This is a genomic window from Streptomyces sp. NPDC018964 (assembly GCF_044390325.1).
Taxonomy (GTDB): Bacteria; Actinomycetota; Actinomycetes; order Streptomycetales; family Streptomycetaceae; genus Streptomyces.
Window position 1 is genome coordinate 40,018 of the sequence record NZ_JBIRYZ010000015.1, and the last position, 22,331, is coordinate 62,348.

Sequence of the window (22,331 nt, forward strand, 5' to 3'; positions counted from 1 at the left end):
GGCCCCGCCTGAGGGGCCCGCTACTTCGCGTGGGTCACCGCGTAGATCATGACGAAGGCCACGATGTGGATGCCGAAGAGGAAGTAGCCGAGGTAGTACCAGACGTAGCGTTCGCGCTTCTTCTCCAGGGCGAGGCGGCGCCTTTCGGTGTCGTCGGGCATCAGGGCTCCCGGTGGACCTTGGTGTTGGACGCCTGGGCGCGGGGGCGGACGACCAGCAGGTCGATGTTGACGTGGGGCGGGCGGGTGACCGCCCAGGCGATGGTGTCGGCGACGTCGTCCGCGGTGAGGGGCTGGGCGACGCCCTCGTAGACCTTGGCGGCCTTCTCCGCGTCGCCGCCGAAGCGGGTGAGGGCGAACTCGTCGGTCTTCACCATGCCGGGCGCGACCTCGATGACGCGCACCGGGCGGCCGACGATCTCCAGGCGCAGGGTCTCGGCGAGGACGTGGGCGCCGTGCTTGGCGGCGACGTAGCCCGCGCCGCCCTCGTAGGTGGCGTGGCCGGCGGTGGAGGAGACGACCACGACCGTGCCGTCGCCGCTGGCGTCCAGCTTGGGGAGCAGGGCCTGGGTGAGGTTGAGGGTGCCGAGGACGTTGGTCTCGTACATGGCGCGCCACTGGTCCGGGTCGCCGGTGGCGACCGGGTCGGCGCCGAGCGCGCCGCCGGCGTTGTTGACGAGGACGCCGACGGTCCTGAAGGCGGTGGCGAACTCGTCGACGGCCGCGCGGTCGGTGACGTCGAGGGGGTAGGCCGTGGCCGCGTGGCCGGCGGCGGTGATCTCCTCGGCGAGCGCCTCGATGCGGTCCTTGCGGCGGGCGGTGAGGACGACGCGGTAGCCGGCCTCGGCGAGGCGGCGGGCCGTGGCGGCGCCGATGCCGCTGCTCGCGCCCGTGACGACGGCGATGCGGGACGCGGCGGGCGGTGCGGCGGTGGCCATGGGCTGCTCCTCGGACGTACGGGCTCGTGGTCGGGGCCTGGACGGCCAGCATAGGCGGGGTCGGCCGGGCGGCGGCGGGGGCGGGGACCCGGTGGGAGAATGGGACGGGTGGTCCTGCGGGGCAGGAGGTGGGTCATGGGTGAGGCGCGCGAGGTCATGGACCGGCTCACCGCGGCGGTCACCACGGACCTGGACATGGACGTCGTGGCGGAGCTGTACGCGCGGAACGCGGTCGCCTGGGTGCCCGAGGCGGGGGAGCTGCACGGGCGGGACGAGATCGTCGAGTACTGGCGTCAGCTGACGACGGCCGTGCCCGACGCCCGGTACGAGCCGCTGCACGCGTTCGAGGTGGGCACCACCGCGATCGACGAGGGGTACTTCGGCGGCCGGAACACCGGGCCGTTGCCGGTGCCGGACGGGCGGAGCGTGCCGGCGACCGGGAAGGAGGTCAGGATCCGCGGGGTGGACGTCGCCACCGTCGAGGACGGCAGGATCGTCAGCTACCGGCTCTACTTCGACCAGCTGGCCTTCCTGGAGCAGCTGGGGCTGCTTCCGGAGACGGTGGTCTGAGGACGTCGGCCGTCGCGCGGCGGAGCGGGGGTTCCGTGCGCGTGCGGCTTCGCGTCCGGGTGCGTCACCCGATGGACGGCGCCCGGCACGGGCGGGGCGTGGGATACATCCGTGGACGGCGAGGCGGCGGTGCGAGGCGGTGGCGGGGTGGCGGGGAACACGCGGGCCGGGCTGCTGGCGGAGCTGGCCGTGGTGTCCCGGCGGTACATGGCGGCCCACGCCCTGCTCAACCAGGCGCTCGCCGACCATCTGGGCCTGCACCCCACCGATCTGCAGTGCCTGAACCTGCTGACGCTGGAGGGCGGCCCGGTGCCCACGGGCCGGGTCGCGGAGCTGACGGGGCTGACGGCCGGCTCGGCGACCCGGCTGGTGGACCGGCTGGAGCGGGCGGGGTACGTGGTGCGGGAGCGGGACGCGGTGGACCGGCGGCTGGTGCTGGTGGCGGTGGTGCCGGAGCGGGCCGCCGAGTTCGGGCGGGTGTGGGAGCGGCTGGGCGGCGGCTGGATCGCGCTCTTCGACGACCTCGACGACGCGCAGCTCGCCTTGTTCGTCGACCACATGAGGCGTACGACGGAGTTCGGCGCGGAGCAGGCCGCCCGGCTGCGGTCGGGGGAGGCCGCGGACGGCCGGTCGGCCCCGGCGCCGTAGCGGTCCCGGGCCCGGTGGACTTCACATGCCCGTGCGCGCCGACTCCGATCGTCCATGCACACTCCTCGGCCCCCGGTGGGCCTCGCGTGCCCGTGCGCGCCGCCGGGCGCGTGTGCCGGGTGCGCGTGCCGGGTGCGCCGTCGTCCCGGCGGACGTAGTGGCGCGGGCCTCGCGGACCGCCGACGTGGTGACGCTGTCACTGGACGCGCCGACCGCCGTGCGGGCCCTGGGCCCGCTGGAACCGCCCGGGGCGGGACGCTGCCGGTGAGGGGGTCGGCGGGCGCGGTCGGCGGCTGCGCTGTCCGGTTCGCAGCCCACCGGGGGACCGGTGCGCCACCGCCCTGGCCGGGGAGGACGACGGGACGGGGAGCGCGTGCGCTGCTCGGTGCCGCGCGTTTCACGGGCGGTGCGGTGAAGGCGCAGGCGCGCCTGGCGGAGGGTGGGGTGTGGGGCGGCCGGTGCCGGTGCCGTGGGCGTGTGGCCGGGGATGGAATAGGAGGGGGTGGGGAGCCGTTCCAGGGGTATAGTTGAAGCGTAAACAACCTGGAGGGTGAGCGGCCATGCAGTTCGGGATCTTCAGCGTCGGGGATGTCACGCCCGACCCGACCACGGGGCGTACGCCGACCGAGCGCGAGCGGATCAAGGCCATGGTCGCCATCGCGCTGAAGGCCGAGGAGGTGGGCCTGGACGTGTTCGCGACCGGGGAGCACCACAACCCGCCGTTCGTGCCGTCCTCGCCGACCACCATGCTCGGCTACATCGCCGCCCGCACCGAGCGGCTGGTGCTGTCCACCGCCACCACCCTGATCACCACCAACGACCCGGTGAAGATCGCCGAGGACTACGCGATGCTCCAGCACCTGGCCGACGGCCGGGTGGACCTGATGATGGGACGCGGGAACACCGGCCCGGTCTACCCCTGGTTCGGGCAGGACATCCGCCAGGGCATCAACCTCGCGGTCGAGAACTACGCCCTCCTGCACCGGCTGTGGCGCGAGGACGTCGTCGACTGGGAGGGCAGGTTCCGCACCCCGCTGCAGGGCTTCACCTCCACGCCCCGCCCGCTGGACGGCGTGGCGCCGTTCGTCTGGCACGGCTCGATCCGCTCCCCGGAGATCGCCGAGCAGGCCGCGTACTACGGTGACGGCTTCTTCCACAACAACATCTTCTGGCCGGCCGACCACACCAAACGGATGGTCGAGCTGTACCGCGACCGGTACGCCCACTACGGGCACGGCACCCCCGAGCAGGCGATCGTCGGCCTCGGCGGCCAGGTGTTCATGCGGAGGAACAGCCAGGACGCGGTGCGCGAGTTCCGCCCCTACTTCGACGTCGCCCCGGTCTACGGGCACGGGCCCTCGCTGGAGGAGTTCACCGAGCAGACCCCGCTGACCGTGGGCTCCCCGCAGCAGGTCATCGAGAAGACGCTGTCCTTCCGCGAGTACGCCGGTGACTACCAGCGCCAGCTGTTCCTGATGGACCACGCGGGCCTGCCGCTGAAGACCGTGCTGGAACAGCTCGACCTGCTGGGCGAGGAGGTCGTGCCGGTGCTGCGCGAGGAGTTCGCCAAGGGCCGCCCGGCGGACGTGCCGGACGCGCCCACCCACAGCTCGCTGCTGGCCGGAGCCAGGACGAAGGAAGGCGCACAGTCATGAGGCTCGTCGTCGTCTCGGCGGGACTGGGCGTCCCGTCCTCCACCCGGCTGCTCGGCGACCGGCTGGCCGCCGCGACCGCCGCGCGGGTCCCGGCCGACGTCGAGGTCGTCGAGCTGCGCGACCTCGCCGTGGAGATCGCGCACACCTTCACCAACGGCTTCCCCGGCCGGGCGCTGTCCGGCGCGTTCGACGCGGTGACCGGGGCCGACGGGCTGATCGTGGTCACACCCGTGTTCTCGGCGTCGTACAGTGGGCTGTTCAAGTCGTTCTTCGACGCGCTGGGCGTCACCGACCCCGAGGCCCTCGCCGGGAAGCCGGTGCTGATCGCGGCGACCGGCGGCACGGCCCGGCACTCACTGGTCCTCGACCACGCGCTGCGGCCGCTCTTCTCCCACCTCAAGGCCGTCGTCGTCCCCACCGGCGTCTACGCCGCCTCCGAGGACTGGGGCGCCGAGGGCCTGAACGGCCGTGTCGAGCGCGCGGCCGGGGAACTGGCGGCCCTGACCGCCGGGCCGTCCACCACCCGTCCGCCGACCGGACGGGACTCCTTCGAGGAGGTCACCCCGTTCGAGGAGCGACTGGCGGCGCTGCGGCCCGCCGGGTGAGATACGGGTAAGAAGCGGCACCCGCCGCCGTCCTCCGCAACCGCCGGGCGGCGGCGGTTGGCACACTGGGCGCGTGCCGCACACCGTTCTGCTCGCCGAAGACGACCGCGCCATCCGCAACGCCCTGGAACGCGCCCTCACCCTGGAGGGCTACCGGGTCACGGCCGTCGCCGACGGCGTCGAGGCCCTCGCGCAGGCCCACCGCGGCCGGCCCGACGTGCTGGTGCTCGACGTGATGATGCCCGGCATCGACGGACTCCAGGTGTGCCGGGTGCTGCGCGCCGAGGGCGACCGCACACCGGTGCTGATGCTGACCGCGCTGGTGGAGACCGCCGACCGGATCGCGGGACTGGACGCGGGCGCCGACGACTACGTCGTCAAGCCGTTCGACGTCGAGGAGGTCTTCGCCCGGCTGCGCGCGCTGCTGCGCCGGGCGGCCCCGGTGGCGCCGGATCCCGGGCCGGTGGTGGAGGAGGCGAAGCCGGACACCTCCGGCCGGTTCGTGGAGGCGGCCGGGCTGCGCATGGACCCCCGGGCGCGCCGGGCCTGGCGCGGCGGACGCGAACTGGAGCTGACCCGCACCGAGTTCGAACTGCTGGAGCTGCTGATCCGCCACGCGGGCATCGTCCTGGACCACTCCACCATCTACGACCGCATCTGGGGCTACGACTTCGGCCCCGGCTCCAAGAACCTCGCCGTCTACGTCGGCTACCTGCGCCGCAAGCTCGACGAACCCGGCGCACCGCAACTGATCCACACGGTGCGCGGGGTGGGCTACGTGCTGCGGGAGGGCTGAGTGCCGTACGGGCGGCCGGTCTCGCGGAGGCGGCTGCGGCTGCTGTCGCTGGGGACCACGTTCGCGGTGGCGTTCGCGGCGGTCACCGCCACCGTCACCGTGCTGGTCGGCATCCTGTCGTACAACGCCGCCGCCCGGCTGGTGCGGGTGGACCAGCAGTCCGTGTTCGACGAGGTCGTGCAGGACCTGCGGAGCGAGGTCCGGGACAACCGGATGACCCCGCACGACTTCTCCTCCGCCGCGCCCGGCCACGACCTGGTGCGGCCCGCCCGGACCGACGTGCAGGTCCTCGGCCCGGACGGCAGCGTCTTCGACCCCGGCGACCCGGGGCTGCCGGTGGTCGACGCCGACCGGCGGGTCGCGGGCGCCACGACGGCGGGACGGGTGGCCGTGCACGCGGGCGTCGACGTCGGCGACGACGTCTACCGGGTCGCGACCGTCTCGCTGGGCGGCGGCCGGGGCGCGGTGCAGGTGGCGCAGGAGTTCAGCAACACCGAGGACCTGCTGCGGGCCCTCCAGCGGCGCACGCTGATCCTGATGGTGGCGGTGGTGGTCGGAGCCGGGCTGTTCGGCTGGTGGCTGGCCCGGCGCATCACCCGCCGCCTGGTCGTCCTCACCCACACCGCCGAGGCCGTCGCCCGCACCCGGCGCCTCGGCATCCAGGTGCCCGTCGCCGGCTACGACGAGGTGGGGCGCCTCGGCCGCGCCTTCGACCGCATGCTGGGCCGGCTCGCCCAGTCCGAGGAGGACCAGCGCCGGCTGGTCCAGGACGCCGGGCACGAGCTGCGTACGCCGCTCACCTCGCTGCGCACCAACATCTCCCTGCTGCGCCGCATCGACGAACTCCCGCCCGGCACCCGTGAGGAACTCGTCGCCGACCTCACCCAGGAGGCCCGCGAACTGACCGACCTCGTCAACGAGCTGATCGATCTCGCGGCCGGGCAGTCCGACACCGAGCCGTCACAGCGGGTCGACCTCGCGGACATCGCCGAGGACGTCGCGGGGCTGGCCCGGCGGCGCACGGGGCGGGAGATCCTGGTCCGCGCGAGCGGGGACACCACGACCGACGGGCGGCCCGGGATGCTGACACGGGCGGTGTCCAACCTGGTCGAGAACGCGGTCAAGTTCGACCGGGACGGGCGCGGCCCCGTCGAGATCCACGTCGCCGGGCCCGCGCGGCCGGGGACGGTGCGGGTGGAGGTGCGCGACCGGGGGCCGGGCATCGCGGACGACGACCTGACCCGCGTCTTCGACCGCTTCTACCGCGCCGCCGACGCGCGCTCCCTGCCGGGGTCGGGGCTCGGGCTGTCCATCGTCCGGGAGATCGCCCTCGCGCACGGTGGCGCGCCGTACGCCTTCCGGCGGGAGGGCGGGGGGACGGTGACCGGGTTCACGGTGGAGGGCGTACAGCGGTCGGCCGGGTGAGCGGCGTTCCCGCGCGGTGGGGTGTGGGCCGGTGGTCGGCCGGGTGAGTGGCGTTCCCGCGCGGTGGGGTGTGGGCCGGGACGGGGCGCGCGATCCGGTGCGGGAGGTACCCCGGCGGGCGGCCGTGCCGCGACACCAGGGGGGGCGTTGAGGTCCTCCTCCCCATGGATGCCCCCGGCTCCGCTCGAGCGGGGGGGATCCCATCGCCGGGGGCACCTCTCAGGCCTTCACGGCACTGGGGGAGGCGCGACTCCGTCCGCGGCCGCGAGGGGTGGCAGGCGTAGGCGGGTGCCGGGGTGCGCAGGTATGTGGGCGGGGGCGGTAGAGGGCCGCTGCATGGTGCGGGGAGGGTGGCATGTTGACCGACGCGGAGGCCGCGGCTCTGGCGGCGGTGGACGAGGAGGCGCTGGGACGGACGCTGCTGGAGCTGATCTCCGTGCCCAGCGTGACCGGGAGCGCCGCCGAGTCCCAGCTGCAGCATCAGCTGGCCGGGCGGCTGGAATGGCTCGGGCTGGACGTCGACCTGTGGGCGATGGACCTGCCCGCACTCCGCGCCGACCCGGACTTCCCGGGGACGGAGGCGCCCCGCGAGGAGGCGTGGGGGCTCGTCGGCACCACCCCCGACGGCGGTGACGGGCCCACGCTGATCCTGCAGGGGCATGTCGACGTCGTACCGCCGGGTGATCCCGCCGCGTGGGACGGCGACCCGTTCGTGCCCCGGGTGACCGGGGACCTCGTGCACGGGCGCGGGGCCTGCGACATGAAGGCCGGTCTCGCGGCGCACCTCACCGCGCTCGCCGCGATCCGCGCGGCAGGCATACGGCTGCGCGGCCGGGTGGCGGTGCACTGCGTCGTCGGCGAGGAGGACGGCGGTCTCGGCGCCTTCGGCACCCTGCGGCGCGGTCATCGCGGCGACGCCTGCGTCATCGCCGAGCCCACGGCCGGCACGCTGATCACCGCCAACGCGGGTGCGCTGACGTTCCGCGTCACCGTGCCCGGCAGGGCGGCGCACGGCAGTTCGCGGGAGCGGGGGGTCAGCGCCGTCGACGCCTACCTTCCCCTGCACCGGGCACTGGCCGCGCTGGAGACCGAACGGAACCGGGACCCGGACCCGCTGCTCGCCGAGTACCCGATCCCGTACGCCCTGTCGGTGGGCACCGTACGTGCCGGGGACTGGGCGAGCAGCGTGCCCGGTCTGCTGGTCGCCGAGGGCCGGCTCGGCGTACGCCTCGGCGAGGACCCGGCGGACGCGCGCGCCGAGTTCGAGCGGTGCGTGGCCGAGGCGTGCGCCGCCGACCCCTGGCTGCGGGACCATCCGGCCGCCGTGAGCTGGCCGGGCGGGCAGTTCGCGAGCGGCCGCCTGCCCGAGGGGCACTCCCTGGCGGACACGGCCGGTGCCGCGTACGCCGACGCGACGGGCCGCCCCCGGCCGAGGCGGCGCGGCGCGACGTACGGCAGTGATCTGCGGCACTACGTCGGCGCCGGCATCCCGACGCTGCAGTACGGCCCCGGGGACATCGCGGTGGCGCACAGTGAGCGCGAACACGTCTCCCTGCGCGAGACGGTGGAGGCGGCCCGGACCCTGGTGCTGACGGTGCTGCGGACCGTCGGGACGAAGTGAGGCGACATGCCTCCCGGCCCGTCGGGAAGGGGACGTCCGCCCGGGCGGCGACAGGAGGCGGCGGGCGGCGGGGGGACGTCGACCCGGGGTTTCCCGTCGGCCATCCAGGGAGGCGCGCCCCGTGCGGCCGGATGCGGGCGGTGTCCCCGGCGGCCGTGACCGTGGACGCGCCGCCGTTCACTCCCGCAGGGGCAGTGCCGTGAGCGCGCCCGCCCGGAGGACGTAGACGTACCCGGGCGTCGCCGCGAGGGAGTGGGAGGCCGTGTCCTGCGCGGGACCGGAGTAGGTCCATGCGGCCTTGTGGTCCCGCAGGTCCACCGCGTACAGCAGTCGACGCTCGTCGAAGGGGGTCAGCAGGGCCAGCCCGCCGCGCAGCAGGGGCGCGCCGGGCCACAGCCGCAGCGGGGCGCGGTGGTCCCAGCGGAACTCACCGGTCGCGGCGTCCAGCGCGATCAGCCGCCAGGCGGCCTGCCCGGCCGTGCCCCGGGTGTCCTCGGGCGCCGCCACGACGTACACCACGCCGTCCTGGACGGCCGGCGCGCCGTAGACCGGTCCGCCGGGCCAGGTGCTGGGCTCCTCGGCCCCCCAGCGCCAGAGCGTCTCACCGCTGCGCGCGTCGAGCGCCAGCACCTCGCCCTGGCTGACGTGGATCCGCCCGTCCCGCACCACGGCCGCGCTCGGTGCCGGCAGGTCGCTCTCCTCGTCCACGTCGTACCGGGCCGGGTCGACCAAGCGCTTGCCGTACAGCGTCCGGCCGGTGTCGGCGGCGCGGGCGGTCAGCCCGAGCCGGGTGACGCAGACCAGCCGCCCGCCCTCGACGACGGCGCTCAGCGGCTCGGCCCCCACGCCCTTCTCCGGCAGTGCCTCGCGCCAGCGCTCCGCGCCGCCGACCAGGTCGTACGCGCTCAGGAACGGCCGCGCGGGCTCCCCGCCCCGGCCGGGCAGCCGGGCCAGGACGTAGACCGTCCGCCGGTCGGCCGTCAGCAGGGCCGTCGGTTCGAGGGCGGGGGTGCCCAGGGAGTCGTGCAGCGGGCTCGTGCGGCCCGTCTGCGGGTCGAGCCGCAGGAGCGCGGGGCGGACCGGGGACGACCCCGTCACGCCTTCCTCCTCGTCGAGGACGGCGAGCGGTCCGCCGTCCGTGTCCAGGACGTCCCGCAGCGGGTCCCGCGTCCACTCCTTCCGCCCGGTGGCGGCGTCCACGGCGGTGTAGCGGGGCCGGAGCGCGTCCCTGACCAGGACCACACCGCCCGCCGCCACGGGCCGGACCTTGTGGTCGAAGGTCCCCGCGAACGTCCAGGCGGCCTCGGGCGGGCCCGCCCCGGCGTCCGCCGCGGTCCTCCGCTCGCCGTTCCCGGGGTCCTGCCGGCCCCGCCGGGTGTACGCGACGGCGCCCGCCGTCAGGGCGCCGGCCGCGAGGAGCCCTCCGCCCAGTGTGAACAGGGCCCGGCGCCGTGGCGGTGGCGGCGCGTCGGTCTCCGTACGCTCACCGGAGTCCGGACCGGGCGCCGGTGAGCGGACGGGACGCGGATCCCACAGGCGCGTGGTGCGCGCGGCGAGGTCGGCGAGGACCGCCTCCGGCAGCGACTCCGCGAACGTGCCCCCGCCCGCCCCGAGTTCCGAGGAGAGCAGGGGCGGTGCCGGGCGGTCCGCGGCCTCCTTGCGCAGGCAGGACGCGATGACCGTCCGCAGGCCGTCGGGTACGTGGGTCAGGTCCGGCTCCCCGTACCGGACGCGGTACAGGATGTCCGCCGCGCTCTCCCCCGGGAACGGCGGACGCCCGGTCGCGGCGAAGAGCAGCACACCGCCGAGGGCGAAGACATCGCCCTCGGGCCCGTGGTCGTGCCCCGTCGCCTGCTCCGGTGACATGTAGGCCGGGGTGCCCACGACCTGCCCGGTCGCGGTGAGCCGCTGGGCGCCGAGCGCACGGGCGATGCCGAAGTCGATGATCTTCGGGCCGGCCGCGGTGAGCAGGACGTTGGACGGCTTGAGATCGCGGTGCACGATGCCCGTACGGTGGATCTCGCCGAGCGCGTCCGCCAGGTGGGCGCCCACGGCGCGCACGGTGTGTTCGGGCAGCGGTCCCGCCAGGCGCACCGCTTCGTCGAGCGAGGGCCCGAGCAGGTACTCGGTGGCCAGCCAGGGCACGGCCCCGTCGGGGTCGCAGTCGACCACGGTCGCGCCGTGCCGGGCGCCGATCGCGCGTGCCGCCTCCGCCTCCAGACGGAACCGGACGCGGAACTCGGGTTCGGCGGCGAACCGCGGGTGCACCGTCTTGAGCGCGACGGTGCGCCCACCGGACGAGCGGGCCAGGAAGACCGTCCCCATGCCGCCGCTGCCCAGCCTGCCGATCAGCCGGTAGCGGCCCAGGCGGTCCGGGTCGTCGTGGGCGAGGGGCTGTACGGGGCTCATGTGACGCTCACTCCACCGGGACGCCGTAGAAGTACCTGCCGTACTGGACCACGCAGATCCCGTCGACGGTCAGCAGCTCGTACGGTTCGAGGCCGCCGGTGTCCTGCTCGCCCACGGCCTGGAACTTCCACAGCCGCTCACCGTTCGCCGTGGTGAACGCGGTGACCTGGACGGCGTCGAGGGAGAGCGCGGTCGCGCCGGACGCGCTGACGGCCACGGAGGGGGGTGCGCCGCTCCCGGCCAGGAAGCCGGTCCCGCGGCTCCACCGCTTCCGGCCGTCGGCCGGGTCGAGGGCGTACACGGTCGGGTCGTTGTCCGCGACGTACAGGGTGTCCCCGGTGAGGACCGGCATCCCGTACACGCCGTGCGGGTTCTCGTGGCGCCTGCGCCAGAGCTCCCGGCCGGTACGCAGCTCGTACGCCCGCACCTCGCGGTCCTGCGCGGCGTACAGGGTTCCCGTGCCGGACAGGGCGCACGAGGCGCTGATGGTCAGGCCGCCGATCGTTCTCGCCCACACCTCCCTGCCCGAGGCGCGGTCCAGCGCGAAGAACTCCTGCAGCCCCTCGGGCTGCTTCCTCCGTTTCCTCCTGTCCTTGGGCCGGGGCGCGTCCCGGCACGACACCAGGAGGTCGCGGTGGGGTGCGGCCCAGGCGACGTACTCGTTCTCCGCGAGGGGTCTCCGCCACAGCGGTTCGCGCCGTACGACGTCGTACGCGAACAGGGTGCGGGTCTTCCCGTCGGTGCCGTCGGTCTTCGTGCCGGTGCCGGCCGTCTTCTCGACGGTGCCCCTGAACCAGACCACCGCACCGTCCCGGGCCACCAGCTCGGGGCTGTGCATGTCCTCACCGGCTTCGAGGAGCTGCTCGTAGGGGACCTTGTGCCGGCGGGCACCGTTCTTCACGGAGCGCCACAACAGCCCCTGGACGCCCAGCACCACGAGAAGCTCGTCGTCGACCCGCAAGGGGTGGGCGGCGAGGTCCAGCGGTTCCTTGCGCCGCCACAGCTCCCTGCCGGTACGGACGTCCAGGGCGGTGAGGGAGTCCCCCGGCAGCAACAGCACGTCGCCGTGCAGGGCGGGGCTGCCGAAGAGCAGCGTGTCCGGCATGTCGTACGCCCACAGCGCCGTCGGGGGCACTCCGGGGACGGGTTCGTGCGGCTTGCGCGCGGCCGGGTTCCTCGCCGCGGCGGGGCGCGGGCGGTCGTCGGTCGCCCACGCCGTGACGCCGCCGCCGAGTGCCAGTCCCGCCGCGCCGGACAGCACCCCGGTCAGCAGGGTCCTGCGGTCGAGGTTCGCGACACGGCGCGTGGTGGGCCGGGCCGGTGCGGCGCCCCGCTCGCCCGCCGGGCCGGTTCCGGACGCCGGGCCCGCGCCGGCGGCGGCTGCCGGGCTCGCGTCCGGCACGGTCGGCGTGGCCGGGACGGCGGGCGCGGCCTCCTCCCGGTCCTTCCGCTCCTCCAGCGCGAGCACGGCCGACGCCTGCTCCGCCAGGGCGGCGGTCAGCCGGGCCGGCAGCCAGCCCGCGCTCACCGAGGCCGCCGCGCCGGAGGGAGCGAGGACGGCCGCGAGCACGGACGGCTCCGGCCGCCGCGCCGGGTCCTTGGCCAGGCACCGGGCGAGCACCGCACGCAGCTCCTCGGGGACGGAGGCGAGGTCGGGCTCCTGGTGCGCGATGCGCTCGGCGGCCCGGTGGCGCGCGGCGCCCCGGGAGACGTCCCCGGCGACGGGACGCACGCCCGCATGGTCCGCGTGGTCCGTGTGGTCCGCGTCGGGGGAGTCCGTGCCCGCGTCGTTCGCGCCGAAGGGGTTCGTGCCCGTGGCCGCGTACGCCAGCAGGGTGCCCAGCACGAAGACGTCGGCGGGCGGCCCCGGCCGGTGGCCGGCGACCTGTTCCGGCGTCAGGTAGCCCAGCGTCACGGCCAGTCCGCCTCCCGGCCCCTCCGCCGCCGCCGTGGCCGCGCCCAGCGGGCCGAACGCGCTGATCCGAGGACCGTCGGCGGCCAGCAGCACCACCTCGGGACCGAGCCCCTGGAACGCCCCGCCGACCGCCGTGCGCGTGCGCTCGAGGGTCTCGGCGAGGGCCGCGCCCAGGACCCGTACGACCGGTTCGGGCAGGGGCCCCGCCAGGGCCACGGCCTCGGCGAGCGAGAGGGAAGGGGTGAACGGTGAGGCGAACCAGGGCACCGGGTCGTCCGGGGCGGAGTCGAGTACGGGCAGCGCCCACGGCCCCGCCAGCCGTGCCGCCGCGACCTCCTGGCGGAAGCGGCTGCGGAAGACGGAGACCGTCGCCAGCCGTGGTTCCGCCGCGGTGACGGTGACGGTGCGTCCGCCGCCCCCTCGGGCCAGGTAACTCCGGGTGGTGCCCGCACCCCGCAACACCGCGAGTGTCCGGTACGGTCCGAACTGCCGTGGATCCGCCCCGCTCAGAGCCCTCACAGTCCCCAACCCCCCCTTGAGACAAGGACGGTGAGCAAGCCTAGGCCACTACGACATGCACACGTCGTCCCGCGCCGTCACAACGGAGTCACAGCGGCGGCAGGGCGAACAGCCGCTCCCCGCACTGCATGACCGGTACGCCGTCCACCACCGCCACCAGCCACGCGCCCGCCGGATCGCCCGGCGGGACGAAGCGGTACTGCTCCTCCATCGTGCTGATCCGTACGGCGAGGACACCGGCCGCCGGGTCGGCCGGCGTCAGGTGGACGCCGTCGCCCGCGACGACGGGGGCGACACCGGCACGCGGCCCCGATCGGCCGCCGAACGGATCCCACGTCCCGCCCATGTCGAACTCCGCGCCGGAGCCGGGGTCCCGGCGCGCCACCCTGCGCAGGACGTCGCCGTCCGCCGCGTACAGGTGGTCGCCGCGTACCGTGGGCGGCCCGAAGCCGGCGGAACCCTCGGCGAAGTCCTGACTCGGCAGCTCCCAGAGCCGCGCGCCGTCCGCCGGACGCAGGGCGCGCAGTCGCGCGCCGCCCAGGTAGACGCCGTCGTCGTCCGCGGCGGGCCGCAGCGCGGCGCCGGTACCGGTGTCCTGCCGCCAGGACTCCGCGCCGTCCCGGGTGCGCAGCGCGTGCACCACGCCGTCCTCCCCGGCGAGCAGGAGCAGCCCGTGGGCGAGGGCGGCCCGTGCGGTCGTCCCGACGCCGGAGGGCGCCGTCCGACGCCAGCGCCGGGTGCCGTCCCCGGTGGGCACGGCCGTGATCCCGCCGGAGCCGTCGAGCCCGTACACGGTGTCGCCGTCGGCGGCCAGGAGCGTGCGCAGCCCGCCGGAGCCGCGCCATCGCACGCTTCCGGTGTCCGGTGCGAGGGCGACCGGCGCGCCGTCCTCGTCAAGGGCCAGGGGCCGCCCGGCGGTCACCACGGCGCGGATGTTCCCCGTCCGCCAACGCTCCTTTCCGGTACGGGCGTCGAGAGCCACCACGCCGTTGCCGGGGAGCGCGGCCAGCAGCAGTGTTCCCGCCGCGGTCGGTGGGAACGGCGGCTCGGGCGCGAGGCCGGAGACCTCCCACAGGGGATCCGGCTGAGTGCCGGGGGCGCCCGTCCAGCGCGGCACGGGAGCCGCGGCCGCGTCGCTCCGGGTGCCGTCGTCGGCGTACCACCGCCAGGCCGCGGTGCCCGCGCCGGCGAGGAACAGTGACCCGCCGGCCGCGGCGAGCACCGAGCGCCGTCGCGGCGGCCGCCGGGCACCCGGGCGTCCACCGGGGACCGGGTGCCCGGCCAGCTCGGCGGCGCGGCGCTCGCGTGCGGCGATGTCCAGCAGGACGCCCGACGGCAGCCAGTCCGCCGGAACCGGGACGCGGGCGGCCGCCCGCCCGGGGAGCGCACGGCCGCCGCCCCCGCTCCACAGCTCCTGGAGCTCCGCCGCCGTCGGCCGCAGCGCGGGATCCTTGGCCAGGCACCGGACGAGCACCTGGCGCAGCCCGTCCGGTACGGAGGTGAGGTCGGGCTCCTCGTGGACGACGGCGAAGTCCACCAGCGCGGCATGGGCGCCGAACGCGTGGTGTCCGGTGCTCGCGAAGGCGAGCAGTGCTCCCAGGACGAAGACGTCGCTCGGAGGCCCGAGTTCACCGCCCAGGACCTGCTCCGGTGACATGTAGCCCGCGGAGCCCGGCCGCTGCGCGGCCAGGGTGAGGGCCGTCGCGTCCGGCATGCGCGCGATGCCGAAGTCCACGACGCGCACGCCGTCGGCGGTCAGCAGCACGTTGGACGGTTTCAGGTCCCGGTGCACGACTCCGGCCGCGTGCAGCGCCCGCAGCGCGTGCGCGAGCAGGGCGCCCAGCACCCGGACCGCCTCCGGCGGCAGGGGTCCCCGGTCGGTGACGGTGCGCTCCAGCGTGGGCCCGGGGACGAACTCCCCGGCGAACCACGGCACACGGCCGTCGAGGTCGGCGTCGTACACCCTCGCCACGCACGGATTCCGTACGGCGCCCGCCGCGCGTATCTCGCGCCTGAAGCGCGCCAGGAAGTGCGGGTCACCCGCGTTCTCGGACCGCAGGGTCTTCACCGCGGCCAGCCGCCGCCCCGCCTGCCCCAGGTAGACGGTCCCCATGCCGCCGGCCCCGAGCACCCCCAGCAGCCTCCACGGCCCGAGCCGTTCCGGATCGCCGGTCCCCAGCGGCCGTACCAGTTCCGTCACGGCGCCGATCGTAGGGGGTCGTGGCCGGAGACGGTGGGGCGTCGACCATGCCGGTGTCCGTGGGACCGGCCGCCGGTCTCCTGCGGGTTCAGTGCCGGTGGCCGTCGTCGCCGTGTTCCTCACCGGTCGCCGGCTCCGGTGTGCCGGCGGGGGCGGGCTGCCCGGTGCGGACGGTGAAGGCCGCGGTGCGGACGGTGCCGTCGTGCCGGAAGTCGAGGAAGAGGCGGTACGTCCCGGCGGTGGGCGCGGTGGCGGTGAAGGAGACGTCGGGGCCGGGTGCGGTGGTGCCGTCGCCGGGTTCGCCGTTCGGGTGGACGTGGAGGTAGGCGAGGTCACCGGAGCGCAGGGCGACCAGGTGGCCGTAGGCGCCGAGGTAGGGCTGCAGGTCGGTGACCGGGCGGCCGTCGCGGCTGACGCCCAGGGTCAGCTCGGAGGGCTTGCCGGGGCGCAGGTCACCGCGGAGCGTGACGGTGTAGCCGTCGACCGAGGCGGTGGCGGCGGGTTCGGGCAGGGCGGCGCCCCGGTACGTGCCGGAGACGGCGAGGTCCGCGCCCAGGGTGAGGCCGCCGGTGCCCGCGGCGGCCGGGGTGAAGTCGGCGAAGACCCGGTAGGCGCCGGCGGCGGGCAGGTCGACGGGGGTGCTCCAGGTGCCGTCGGCGGCCCGTACGGGGTGCAGGTGCCGGTAGGTGACCAGGTCGCGCGAGGCGAGGACGAGGTGGAGTTCCTTGCCGTGCTCGCGCCGGTAGGAGGTCACCGGTCGTCCGTCCCGGTCGCGGACGGTGAAGCGGAGTTCGCTCTTCTCGCCCGCGGTCACGCGGGGCGTTTCGAGGTCCAGGGTGTATCCCGCCTGGGAGATCTGCAGGCCGGCGGGGACCGTGTCCGCGTGCCCGCCGTGGCCGGAGGGCGCCGGGCTCCCGTGTTCCGCGTGGGCCGCCGGTTCCCGGTCCGGGGCGGCGGGGCCGGCCGCCGCGCCGACGCCGTAGGCGGTGCCGAAGGTGGCCGCGAGCGCGGCGGCGAAAGCAGTGATCCTCATGCCGGTGTTCATGACGTGCCCTCTCGTGCGGGTGCCGTGTCGCCGCTTCTGCTGGACTGAACTCCGACTATATACCCCTGGGGGGTATGTGCAAGCGAGGTGTCGATGTTTGCCAAACATACCCGGTGGGGGTATATCTGGTTGACGTTGAAGGTACCCCTGGGGGGTACGCCTTCGTCTCGTTCCGTCTCGTCTCATCTCGTCCAGGAGGAACCATGTCCTGCCGCCCCCCTGACGGCAGCTGCTCCACCACCACCGCCACGGCGACCGAGGGCACCACCGCCACCGTCCACGACGTCTCCGGGATGACCTGCGGGCACTGCGAGGCCACGCTCACCCAGGAGATCGGCGCCCTGGACGGTGTCCTGGCGGTCGACGTCGACCTCGAGGCCGGCCGGGTCACCGTCACCACGGCGGGCGAGCCCGACGGCGCGCCGCCGGCCGCGGCCGACGACGACGCCGGCTACGGACTCACCGGCCGCGCGGCCTGAAGGGCCCGCACACCGGCCGGGCCCGGCCCTCTTCCCCTCCCCACACCCCCTCCGTCCTGATCAGCCCGAGGAGCAGCAATGGCCACCACGGTCCCCGACACAGCCGAGGTCGAACTCGCCATCGGCGGCATGACCTGCGCCTCGTGCGCCGCCCGGATCGAGAAGAAGCTCAACCGGATGGACGGGGTCACCGCCACCGTCAACTACGCGACGGAGAAGGCCAAGGTCCACTACAGCGGTGACGTGTCCGTCCCCGAGCTGATCGCCACCGTCGAGGCGACCGGGTACACCGCCCGCGAACCCGAGCCGGTGCGTACCGGGCCCGCGCCCGGCGCGGAGGGCGCCGAACCCGCCGACGAACTGCGGCCCTTGAGGGAGCGGCTGGTCACCGCCGTACTGCTGGCCGTCCCGGTCGTCGCGATGGCGATGGTGCCGGCGCTGCAGTTCGCGTACTGGCAGTGGCTGTCGCTGACGCTGGCGGCACCCGTGGTGACGTACGCCGCCTGGCCGTTCCACAAGGCCGCCCTCACCAACGCGCGGCACGGCGCGGCCACCATGGACACGCTGATCTCGGTCGGCACGTCGGCCGCGTTCCTGTGGTCGCTGTGGGCGCTGTTCCTCGGCACCGCCGGCACGCCCGGCATGACCCACCCCTTCGAGCTGACCATCGCCCGCGGCGACGGCGCCGGGAACATCTACCTGGAGGCCGCCGCCGGGGTGACCGCCTTCGTCCTGGCCGGCCGCTACTTCGAGGCCCGCTCCAAGCGCAGGGCCGGGGCCGCGCTGAGGGCCCTGCTGGAACTGGGCGCCAAGGACGTCACCGTGCTGCGGGAGGGCCGTGAGGAGCAGGTTCCGGTCGGGGAGCTGAAGACCGGGGACCGTTTCCTGGTCCGTCCGGGCGAGAAGATCGCGACCGACGGCACGGTCGTCGAGGGCGCCTCGGCCGTCGACGCGTCGATGCTCACCGGCGAGTCGGTGCCGGTCGAGGTCGGCGTCGGGGACGCGGTCACCGGTGCGACCGTGAACGCGGGCGGCCGGCTGGTGGTCGAGGCGACGCGGGTCGGCGCGGACACCCGGCTCGCGCGGATGGCGAAGCTGGTCGAGGACGCGCAGAACGGCAAGGCCGCCGCCCAGCGGCTCGCCGACAGGATCTCCGGGGTCTTCGTCCCCGTGGTCATCGCCCTGGCCCTGGGCACCCTGGGCTTCTGGCTCGGCAACGGCGCGGGCCTGACGGCCGCGTTCACCGCCGCCGTCGCCGTCCTGATCATCGCCTGCCCCTGCGCCCTCGGGCTCGCGACGCCGACCGCGCTGATGGTCGGCACCGGACGCGGCGCCCAGCTCGGCATCCTCATCAAGGGCCCCGAGGTCCTGGAGTCCACCCGCCGCGTCGACACCGTCGTCCTCGACAAGACCGGCACCGTCACCACCGGCCGCATGACCCTGCTCGCCGTCCACACCGCCGACGGCACCGACGAGACCGAGGTACTGCGCCTCGCCGGCGCCCTGGAACACGCCTCCGAGCACCCGATCGCCCGGGCGGTGGCGGCGGGCGCCGCCGACCGGGTGGGCGCCCTGCCCGTGCCCGAGGACTTCGCGGGCGTCCCCGGTCTCGGCGTGCGGGGCGTCGTCGACGGTCACGCCGTCCTCGTCGGCCGCGAGAAGCTGCTCGCCGAGTGGGCCATGGAGCTGCCCGCCGGCCTGGCGCGTGCCAAGGCCGGCGCCGAGGCGGCGGGCCGGACCGCGATCGCGGTCGCCTGGGACGGCGAGGCACGCGCGGTCATCGAGGTCGCCGACGCCGTCAAGGACACCAGTGCCGAAGCCGTCGCCCGGCTGCGCGCCCTGGGCCTGACCCCGATCCTCCTCACCGGGGACAACAAGGCCGTCGCCGAGTCGGTGGCCGCGGAGGTCGGCATCGACGAGGTGATCGCCGGCGTCATGCCCGAGGACAAGGCCGACATCGTCAAGCGCCTCCAGGACGAAGGCCGTTCGGTCGCGATGGTCGGTGACGGCGTCAACGACGCCGCAGCCCTCGCCCAGGCCGACCTGGGGCTGGCCATGGGCACCGGCACCGACGCCGCCATCGAGGCCGGCGACCTCACCCTCGTCCGCGGCGACCTGCGCGTCGCCGCCGACGCCGTCCGCCTCGCCCGCAGGACGCTCGGCACCATCAGGTCCAACCTCTTCTGGGCCTTCGCCTACAACATCGCCGCCCTGCCGCTCGCCGCCGCCGGACTCCTCAACCCGATGATCGCCGGAGCCGCCATGGCCTTCTCCTCGGTCTTCGTCGTCGGCAACTCCCTGCGCCTGCGCGGCTTCAGGGCCGCGAACTGAGACGCCTCCCCGGCGGGGGAGAGCGGACCGCCGGGCCCGTCCTCCCCCGCTTCGGCGTGCCGCGGACCCGTCAGGCCGAACGCGCCCGCCGGGTGACCTCCAGCACCGAGGCCAGAAAGCGGCGTACCGTCTCCAACTCGCCCTCCTCGAAACCTTCCGCGGCCGTCACCACCTCGCCGATCACCGGCCCGAAGAAGGCCCACCCGAGTCGTGCGGCCCCCTCCTCCACCTCCAGCAGCACCCGTCGCCGGTCGGCCGTGTCCCTGCCGCGCCGGACCCACCCGAGCCGCTGCTGCGCGCGCTGCCCACCCTGATCCGCCCGAGCCGGGCCCGTACCCGTGCCTTCCTCGCCTGGGAGACGGCGGACACCCACCCCGACGAGACCTGGCAGCGCCTCTACGCGCTGGCCGCCACCGTCCCCGGCCGCAGACTCATCGCCGGCACCCGCCCCCGGGCCGCCGGTCTCCGCATGCCGGTACTGGTCCTGCTCGCCGGGCGCGGGCGTGCCCACGACGCCGCCGAGGTCGCCGACAGGGCCCGCCGGACCCTCCCGCGGGGCGAGGTGGCGCTGCTCCCCCAAGCCACCCACCACTCCCTGCCGCTCACCGAGCCGAAGGAGCTGAACGACCGGCTGATGGACTTCCTGGGCTGACGTCACCGGCCGCCCGTCCTGATCCAGGGCCAGAAGACGACGCAGGTCACGAAGGGCGCGACGAGCACGGTCAGCATCCACAGGCCCACGCTCGCCGGCGAGTAGACGTAGTACTGCCACCGCTCCGGCAGGAGCGAGGGCGCGAGCACGAGCAGGACCAGCGCGGTCCAGGTGGCCAGCACCACCGCCGCCATACGTACCGCCACCATCGTTCCCGGCCTCCTCGACGACCGCTCGTCTCCCGGAGAGGAACAGTAAGGCGGCCGGTACGGTCCTCCGCGGCCGGGAGGTCACCGGCGGTCGTGCCGCCCCGGCGACGGCTCCAGGGAGGAGGGGGGCTCCTCGGAGGGGTCGTCCCGGTCGAGCGTGCCCCAGCGCCCGGGCTGTTCGGTGATGATGCGGCAGGCGTCCGTGATCACCTGGTCGGCGATCCAGCCGAGGGGCTCGATCTCCGTCACCAGCGGTTCGTTGTCCGGTCCGCGTGCCGTCTCGGAGCCGTGCAGGACCCAGGGCCGGGTGCGGGCGTCCTTGACGCGCGGCAGGTGGCAGTAGTCGTACAGCCGGCGGGCGACCCAGACGCGCACGGGCCGCTCGCCCCACCAGTCCTCGAGGTCCAGCGGGCTGGCCGACAGACCCGGCAGCCTGATCCCGGTCAGATCGTCCGTACTGCTCGTCCTCGGCAGGTCGCTCGCCGGTCCGCGGGACCAGCGCACGTAGAGGCCGCGGCGGCGGGTGATGAGCCGGGCCAGCTCGTCGAGGCTGCTGAACGTCGGCAGGTCGGCGGTCCTGGTCATGGTGCTCGTGGCCGGGGCGGTCAGGCGGTCAGGAGGGAGTCGTCTTCGGTACGGGCCCCGGGCAGCCGGCGGCGGGCGGCGACGAGGGCGGCGTCGATGCCGCGGGTGCCGGTCGACGCGCGCAGCGTGTACGCGACGTCCTCCGTGCGCCGGCGTGCTTCTCCGGTGCCGTTCCCGGCGTGCGGGGCGCGCGGGATCTCGTACCGCTCGATGAGGTTCCTCAGCACGACGGGGTGTGCCAGGGGCATCGGGGGCCTCCCTCGTCACCATCGCTCACACGGGTCGTCCACCGACCCGTGTGCCCCGGGCCCCGGCCGCCAATCCGGTGGATTCCGCACCGGCGGGCGGGAGGTCCGGGAGACCGGCGCCCGATCCGGTCGGCCGACGGGGCAGGGGGCCGGCCCCGGTCGCGGCTGTTCTGGACCTGCTTGCCCATGGCCTGGCGGACGGCGTCCCCGGTCATCCAGCCGTCCTTCTCGGGCACGGGAAAGGGCGGGATCCGAAGAGACCCCGCCCACCACCGCCGGAACCGGCTCAGGGCCACACCAGGCAGTACGCCTGATGCCCCGCCTCGTGCAGCCGGTGCGAGAAGTCCTGCCACTCGTGCAGCGATTGAGGGCGGTGGGGCGCTGACCTGGGGCTTCTCGGCGAAATGTGCGTTGACCTGGGAAAACATGTCTCCCGAGTTCTCACCGGTCAACGCCGTTTCACAGGCTCATGTGCCCCGGATGTGTCCTCGAAAGTGATTGGCTGGCCACGGGGGGCAGGTGCCGCGGTGTGGCTTGCGGGGCGGCAGTCCGCGGTCGTCAGCAGCCCGTGCGAGGGCTGGGGCGAAGCTATGCACCATCCCTGGGCCGAGTTGCCTAAAGACGTTGTTTCACTTGGCGAGTCGGCGATGGGCGATGAGGGCTGCGGCTATGCCGACGAAGACGAGGAAGTGTTCGGCCTTGCGTTCGTAGCGGCGGTGCAGGCGGCGGCAGCCGGCCAGCCAGGAGACCGTTCTTTCGACGACCCAGCGGTGTCGGCCCAGTCGGGTGGACGACTCGATGCCCTTGCGGGCGATGCGGTGGCGGATGCGACGCTCGCGAAGCCATTTCCGCAGGTGGTCGTAGTCGTAGCCCTTGTCGGCGTGGAGCTTGGCAGGACGCCGGCGGCGCGGTCCGCGGCGGGAGCGGATGGGCGGGATCCCGCGCACGAGCGGCTGCAGGCCGAGGCTGTCGTGCATGTTCGCGCCGGAGATGCCCAGCGACAGCGACACGCCGTTCCGGTCGGTGATGAGGTGGATTTTCGATCCGCTCTTGCCACGGTCGGTCGGATTCGGTCCGGTCAGAGGCCCCCTTTTGCCGCCCGGACGCTGACCGAATCGATCGCGCACCGCGACCAGTCCAGCTCGCCCCGCGCACCGAGTTCGTCGAGGACGACCCGGTGGAGCCTGGCCCACACCCTGGCCTGGCTCCACCGGGCGAAGCGCCGGTAGACGGTGGGCCAGGCCGGCCCGAACACCGGCGGCAGCTGCCGCCAGGCGCAGCCCGAGGTGGCCACGAAGATGATCGCTGCCAGGCATTCGCGGTCACCGGCCCTCCGTTTGCCGCCACCCTGCGGACGTATGACCTCCGTCGGCGGGACCACCCGCCGGAAAAGCGTCCACAACTCGTCCGGCACCAACCGCTCAACCAGATCCGTCATGCACCGCTCAACGAACGATCACGCCATCAGAAACGGCGTCTTAC

21 protein-coding genes are annotated in these 22,331 nt (G+C 74.8%); 10 read left to right on the forward strand and 11 right to left on the reverse strand.

Features of this window, described 5'->3' with window-relative positions:
* Window positions 1-20: 20 nt before the first annotated feature.
* Both ACH5AO_RS24235 and ACH5AO_RS24240 read right to left on the reverse strand, forming a co-directional pair.
* On the reverse strand, window positions 21-161 hold the full coding sequence (locus ACH5AO_RS24235; RefSeq protein WP_398927938.1) for a hypothetical protein: 141 nt from the start codon (window positions 159-161) through the stop codon (window positions 21-23).
* Window positions 161-937 (reverse strand): SDR family NAD(P)-dependent oxidoreductase, encoded by a 777-nt coding sequence (locus ACH5AO_RS24240; protein ID WP_398927940.1) that lies wholly within the window; start codon window positions 935-937, stop codon window positions 161-163. The genes ACH5AO_RS24235 and ACH5AO_RS24240 overlap by 1 nt, the downstream gene beginning before the upstream one ends.
* A 135-nt stretch (window positions 938-1,072) precedes the next feature.
* Here ACH5AO_RS24240 and ACH5AO_RS24245 point away from each other — a divergent pair, with 135 nt between their 5' ends.
* From ACH5AO_RS24245 to ACH5AO_RS24275, 7 genes are all read left to right on the forward strand, one after another.
* A complete protein-coding gene (locus tag ACH5AO_RS24245; RefSeq protein ID WP_398927942.1) occupies window positions 1,073-1,507 on the forward strand; it encodes an ester cyclase in 435 nt (144 codons plus the stop codon).
* A 147-nt stretch (window positions 1,508-1,654) separates the two neighbouring features.
* Window positions 1,655-2,155, forward strand: a complete 501-nt coding sequence (locus ACH5AO_RS24250; RefSeq protein WP_398927943.1) for a MarR family winged helix-turn-helix transcriptional regulator — start codon at window positions 1,655-1,657, stop codon at window positions 2,153-2,155.
* Between the two features lie 560 nt (window positions 2,156-2,715).
* Window positions 2,716-3,810: an LLM class flavin-dependent oxidoreductase gene (locus ACH5AO_RS24255; RefSeq protein ID WP_398927945.1), complete on the forward strand. Its 1,095-nt coding sequence runs from the start codon at window positions 2,716-2,718 to the stop codon at window positions 3,808-3,810.
* Window positions 3,807-4,415, forward strand: coding sequence for an FMN reductase (locus tag ACH5AO_RS24260; RefSeq protein WP_398927947.1), 609 nt, complete (start codon window positions 3,807-3,809; stop codon window positions 4,413-4,415). The genes ACH5AO_RS24255 and ACH5AO_RS24260 overlap by 4 nt, the downstream gene beginning before the upstream one ends.
* A gap of 73 nt (window positions 4,416-4,488) precedes the next feature.
* On the forward strand, window positions 4,489-5,211 hold the full coding sequence (locus ACH5AO_RS24265; protein ID WP_398927949.1) for a response regulator transcription factor: 723 nt from the start codon (window positions 4,489-4,491) through the stop codon (window positions 5,209-5,211).
* On the forward strand, window positions 5,212-6,636 hold the full coding sequence (locus tag ACH5AO_RS24270) for an ATP-binding protein (RefSeq protein ID WP_398927951.1): 1,425 nt from the start codon (window positions 5,212-5,214) through the stop codon (window positions 6,634-6,636).
* Window positions 6,637-6,991: 355 nt separating this feature from the next.
* Complete coding sequence (locus tag ACH5AO_RS24275) at window positions 6,992-8,257, forward strand: ArgE/DapE family deacylase (RefSeq protein WP_398927953.1); 1,266 nt, start codon at window positions 6,992-6,994, stop codon at window positions 8,255-8,257.
* Between the two features lie 177 nt (window positions 8,258-8,434).
* Here the strand turns inward: ACH5AO_RS24275 and ACH5AO_RS24280 are convergent, their stop codons facing one another.
* The 4 genes from ACH5AO_RS24280 to ACH5AO_RS24295 form a co-directional block, all read right to left on the reverse strand.
* Window positions 8,435-10,666: a PQQ-binding-like beta-propeller repeat protein gene (locus tag ACH5AO_RS24280; protein WP_398927955.1), complete on the reverse strand. Its 2,232-nt coding sequence runs from the start codon at window positions 10,664-10,666 to the stop codon at window positions 8,435-8,437.
* A 7-nt stretch (window positions 10,667-10,673) separates the two neighbouring features.
* Window positions 10,674-13,040, reverse strand: a complete 2,367-nt coding sequence (locus ACH5AO_RS24285) for a PQQ-binding-like beta-propeller repeat protein (RefSeq protein ID WP_398927957.1) — start codon at window positions 13,038-13,040, stop codon at window positions 10,674-10,676.
* A gap of 148 nt (window positions 13,041-13,188) precedes the next feature.
* Window positions 13,189-15,300: a PQQ-binding-like beta-propeller repeat protein gene (locus ACH5AO_RS24290; RefSeq protein ID WP_398927959.1), complete on the reverse strand. Its 2,112-nt coding sequence runs from the start codon at window positions 15,298-15,300 to the stop codon at window positions 13,189-13,191.
* Between the two features lie 88 nt (window positions 15,301-15,388).
* On the reverse strand, window positions 15,389-16,345 hold the full coding sequence (locus tag ACH5AO_RS24295) for a hypothetical protein (protein ID WP_398927961.1): 957 nt from the start codon (window positions 16,343-16,345) through the stop codon (window positions 15,389-15,391).
* Between the two features lie 203 nt (window positions 16,346-16,548).
* Here ACH5AO_RS24295 and ACH5AO_RS24300 point away from each other — a divergent pair, with 203 nt between their 5' ends.
* Together ACH5AO_RS24300 and ACH5AO_RS24305 are read left to right on the forward strand one after the other, a co-directional pair.
* Complete coding sequence (locus ACH5AO_RS24300; RefSeq protein WP_398927963.1) at window positions 16,549-16,824, forward strand: heavy-metal-associated domain-containing protein; 276 nt, start codon at window positions 16,549-16,551, stop codon at window positions 16,822-16,824.
* Between the two features lie 78 nt (window positions 16,825-16,902).
* Entirely contained in the window at window positions 16,903-19,155 is a 2,253-nt protein-coding gene (locus tag ACH5AO_RS24305) for a heavy metal translocating P-type ATPase (RefSeq protein WP_398927965.1), read from the forward strand.
* 70 nt (window positions 19,156-19,225) lie between these two features.
* Here the strand turns inward: ACH5AO_RS24305 and ACH5AO_RS24310 are convergent, their stop codons facing one another.
* Window positions 19,226-19,396 (reverse strand): hypothetical protein, encoded by a 171-nt coding sequence (locus ACH5AO_RS24310; protein ID WP_398927968.1) that lies wholly within the window; start codon window positions 19,394-19,396, stop codon window positions 19,226-19,228.
* A 228-nt stretch (window positions 19,397-19,624) separates the two neighbouring features.
* On the opposite strand from ACH5AO_RS24310, the gene ACH5AO_RS24315 reads away from it, so the two are divergent.
* Complete coding sequence (locus ACH5AO_RS24315; protein WP_398927971.1) at window positions 19,625-19,807, forward strand: alpha/beta fold hydrolase; 183 nt, start codon at window positions 19,625-19,627, stop codon at window positions 19,805-19,807.
* 2 nt (window positions 19,808-19,809) lie between these two features.
* On the opposite strand, the gene ACH5AO_RS24320 is transcribed toward ACH5AO_RS24315, so the two are convergent.
* The 4 genes from ACH5AO_RS24320 to ACH5AO_RS24335 all read right to left on the reverse strand — a co-directional run bounded on the left by ACH5AO_RS24320 (window position 19,810) and on the right by ACH5AO_RS24335 (window position 22,287).
* Complete coding sequence (locus ACH5AO_RS24320; RefSeq protein WP_398927973.1) at window positions 19,810-20,016, reverse strand: hypothetical protein; 207 nt, start codon at window positions 20,014-20,016, stop codon at window positions 19,810-19,812.
* A gap of 81 nt (window positions 20,017-20,097) precedes the next feature.
* Window positions 20,098-20,601, reverse strand: a complete 504-nt coding sequence (locus ACH5AO_RS24325) for a DUF6098 family protein (protein ID WP_398927975.1) — start codon at window positions 20,599-20,601, stop codon at window positions 20,098-20,100.
* 20 nt (window positions 20,602-20,621) lie between these two features.
* On the reverse strand, window positions 20,622-20,849 hold the full coding sequence (locus tag ACH5AO_RS24330; protein WP_398927977.1) for a DUF5133 domain-containing protein: 228 nt from the start codon (window positions 20,847-20,849) through the stop codon (window positions 20,622-20,624).
* A gap of 629 nt (window positions 20,850-21,478) precedes the next feature.
* Window positions 21,479-22,287 (reverse strand): IS5 family transposase gene (locus ACH5AO_RS24335; protein ID WP_398927978.1). Its coding sequence is split into 2 segments (ribosomal slippage): window positions 21,479-21,945 and window positions 21,945-22,287, totalling 810 coding nucleotides; the frame shifts between segments, so codons are not numbered across the junction.
* Window positions 22,288-22,331 lie beyond the last annotated feature (44 nt).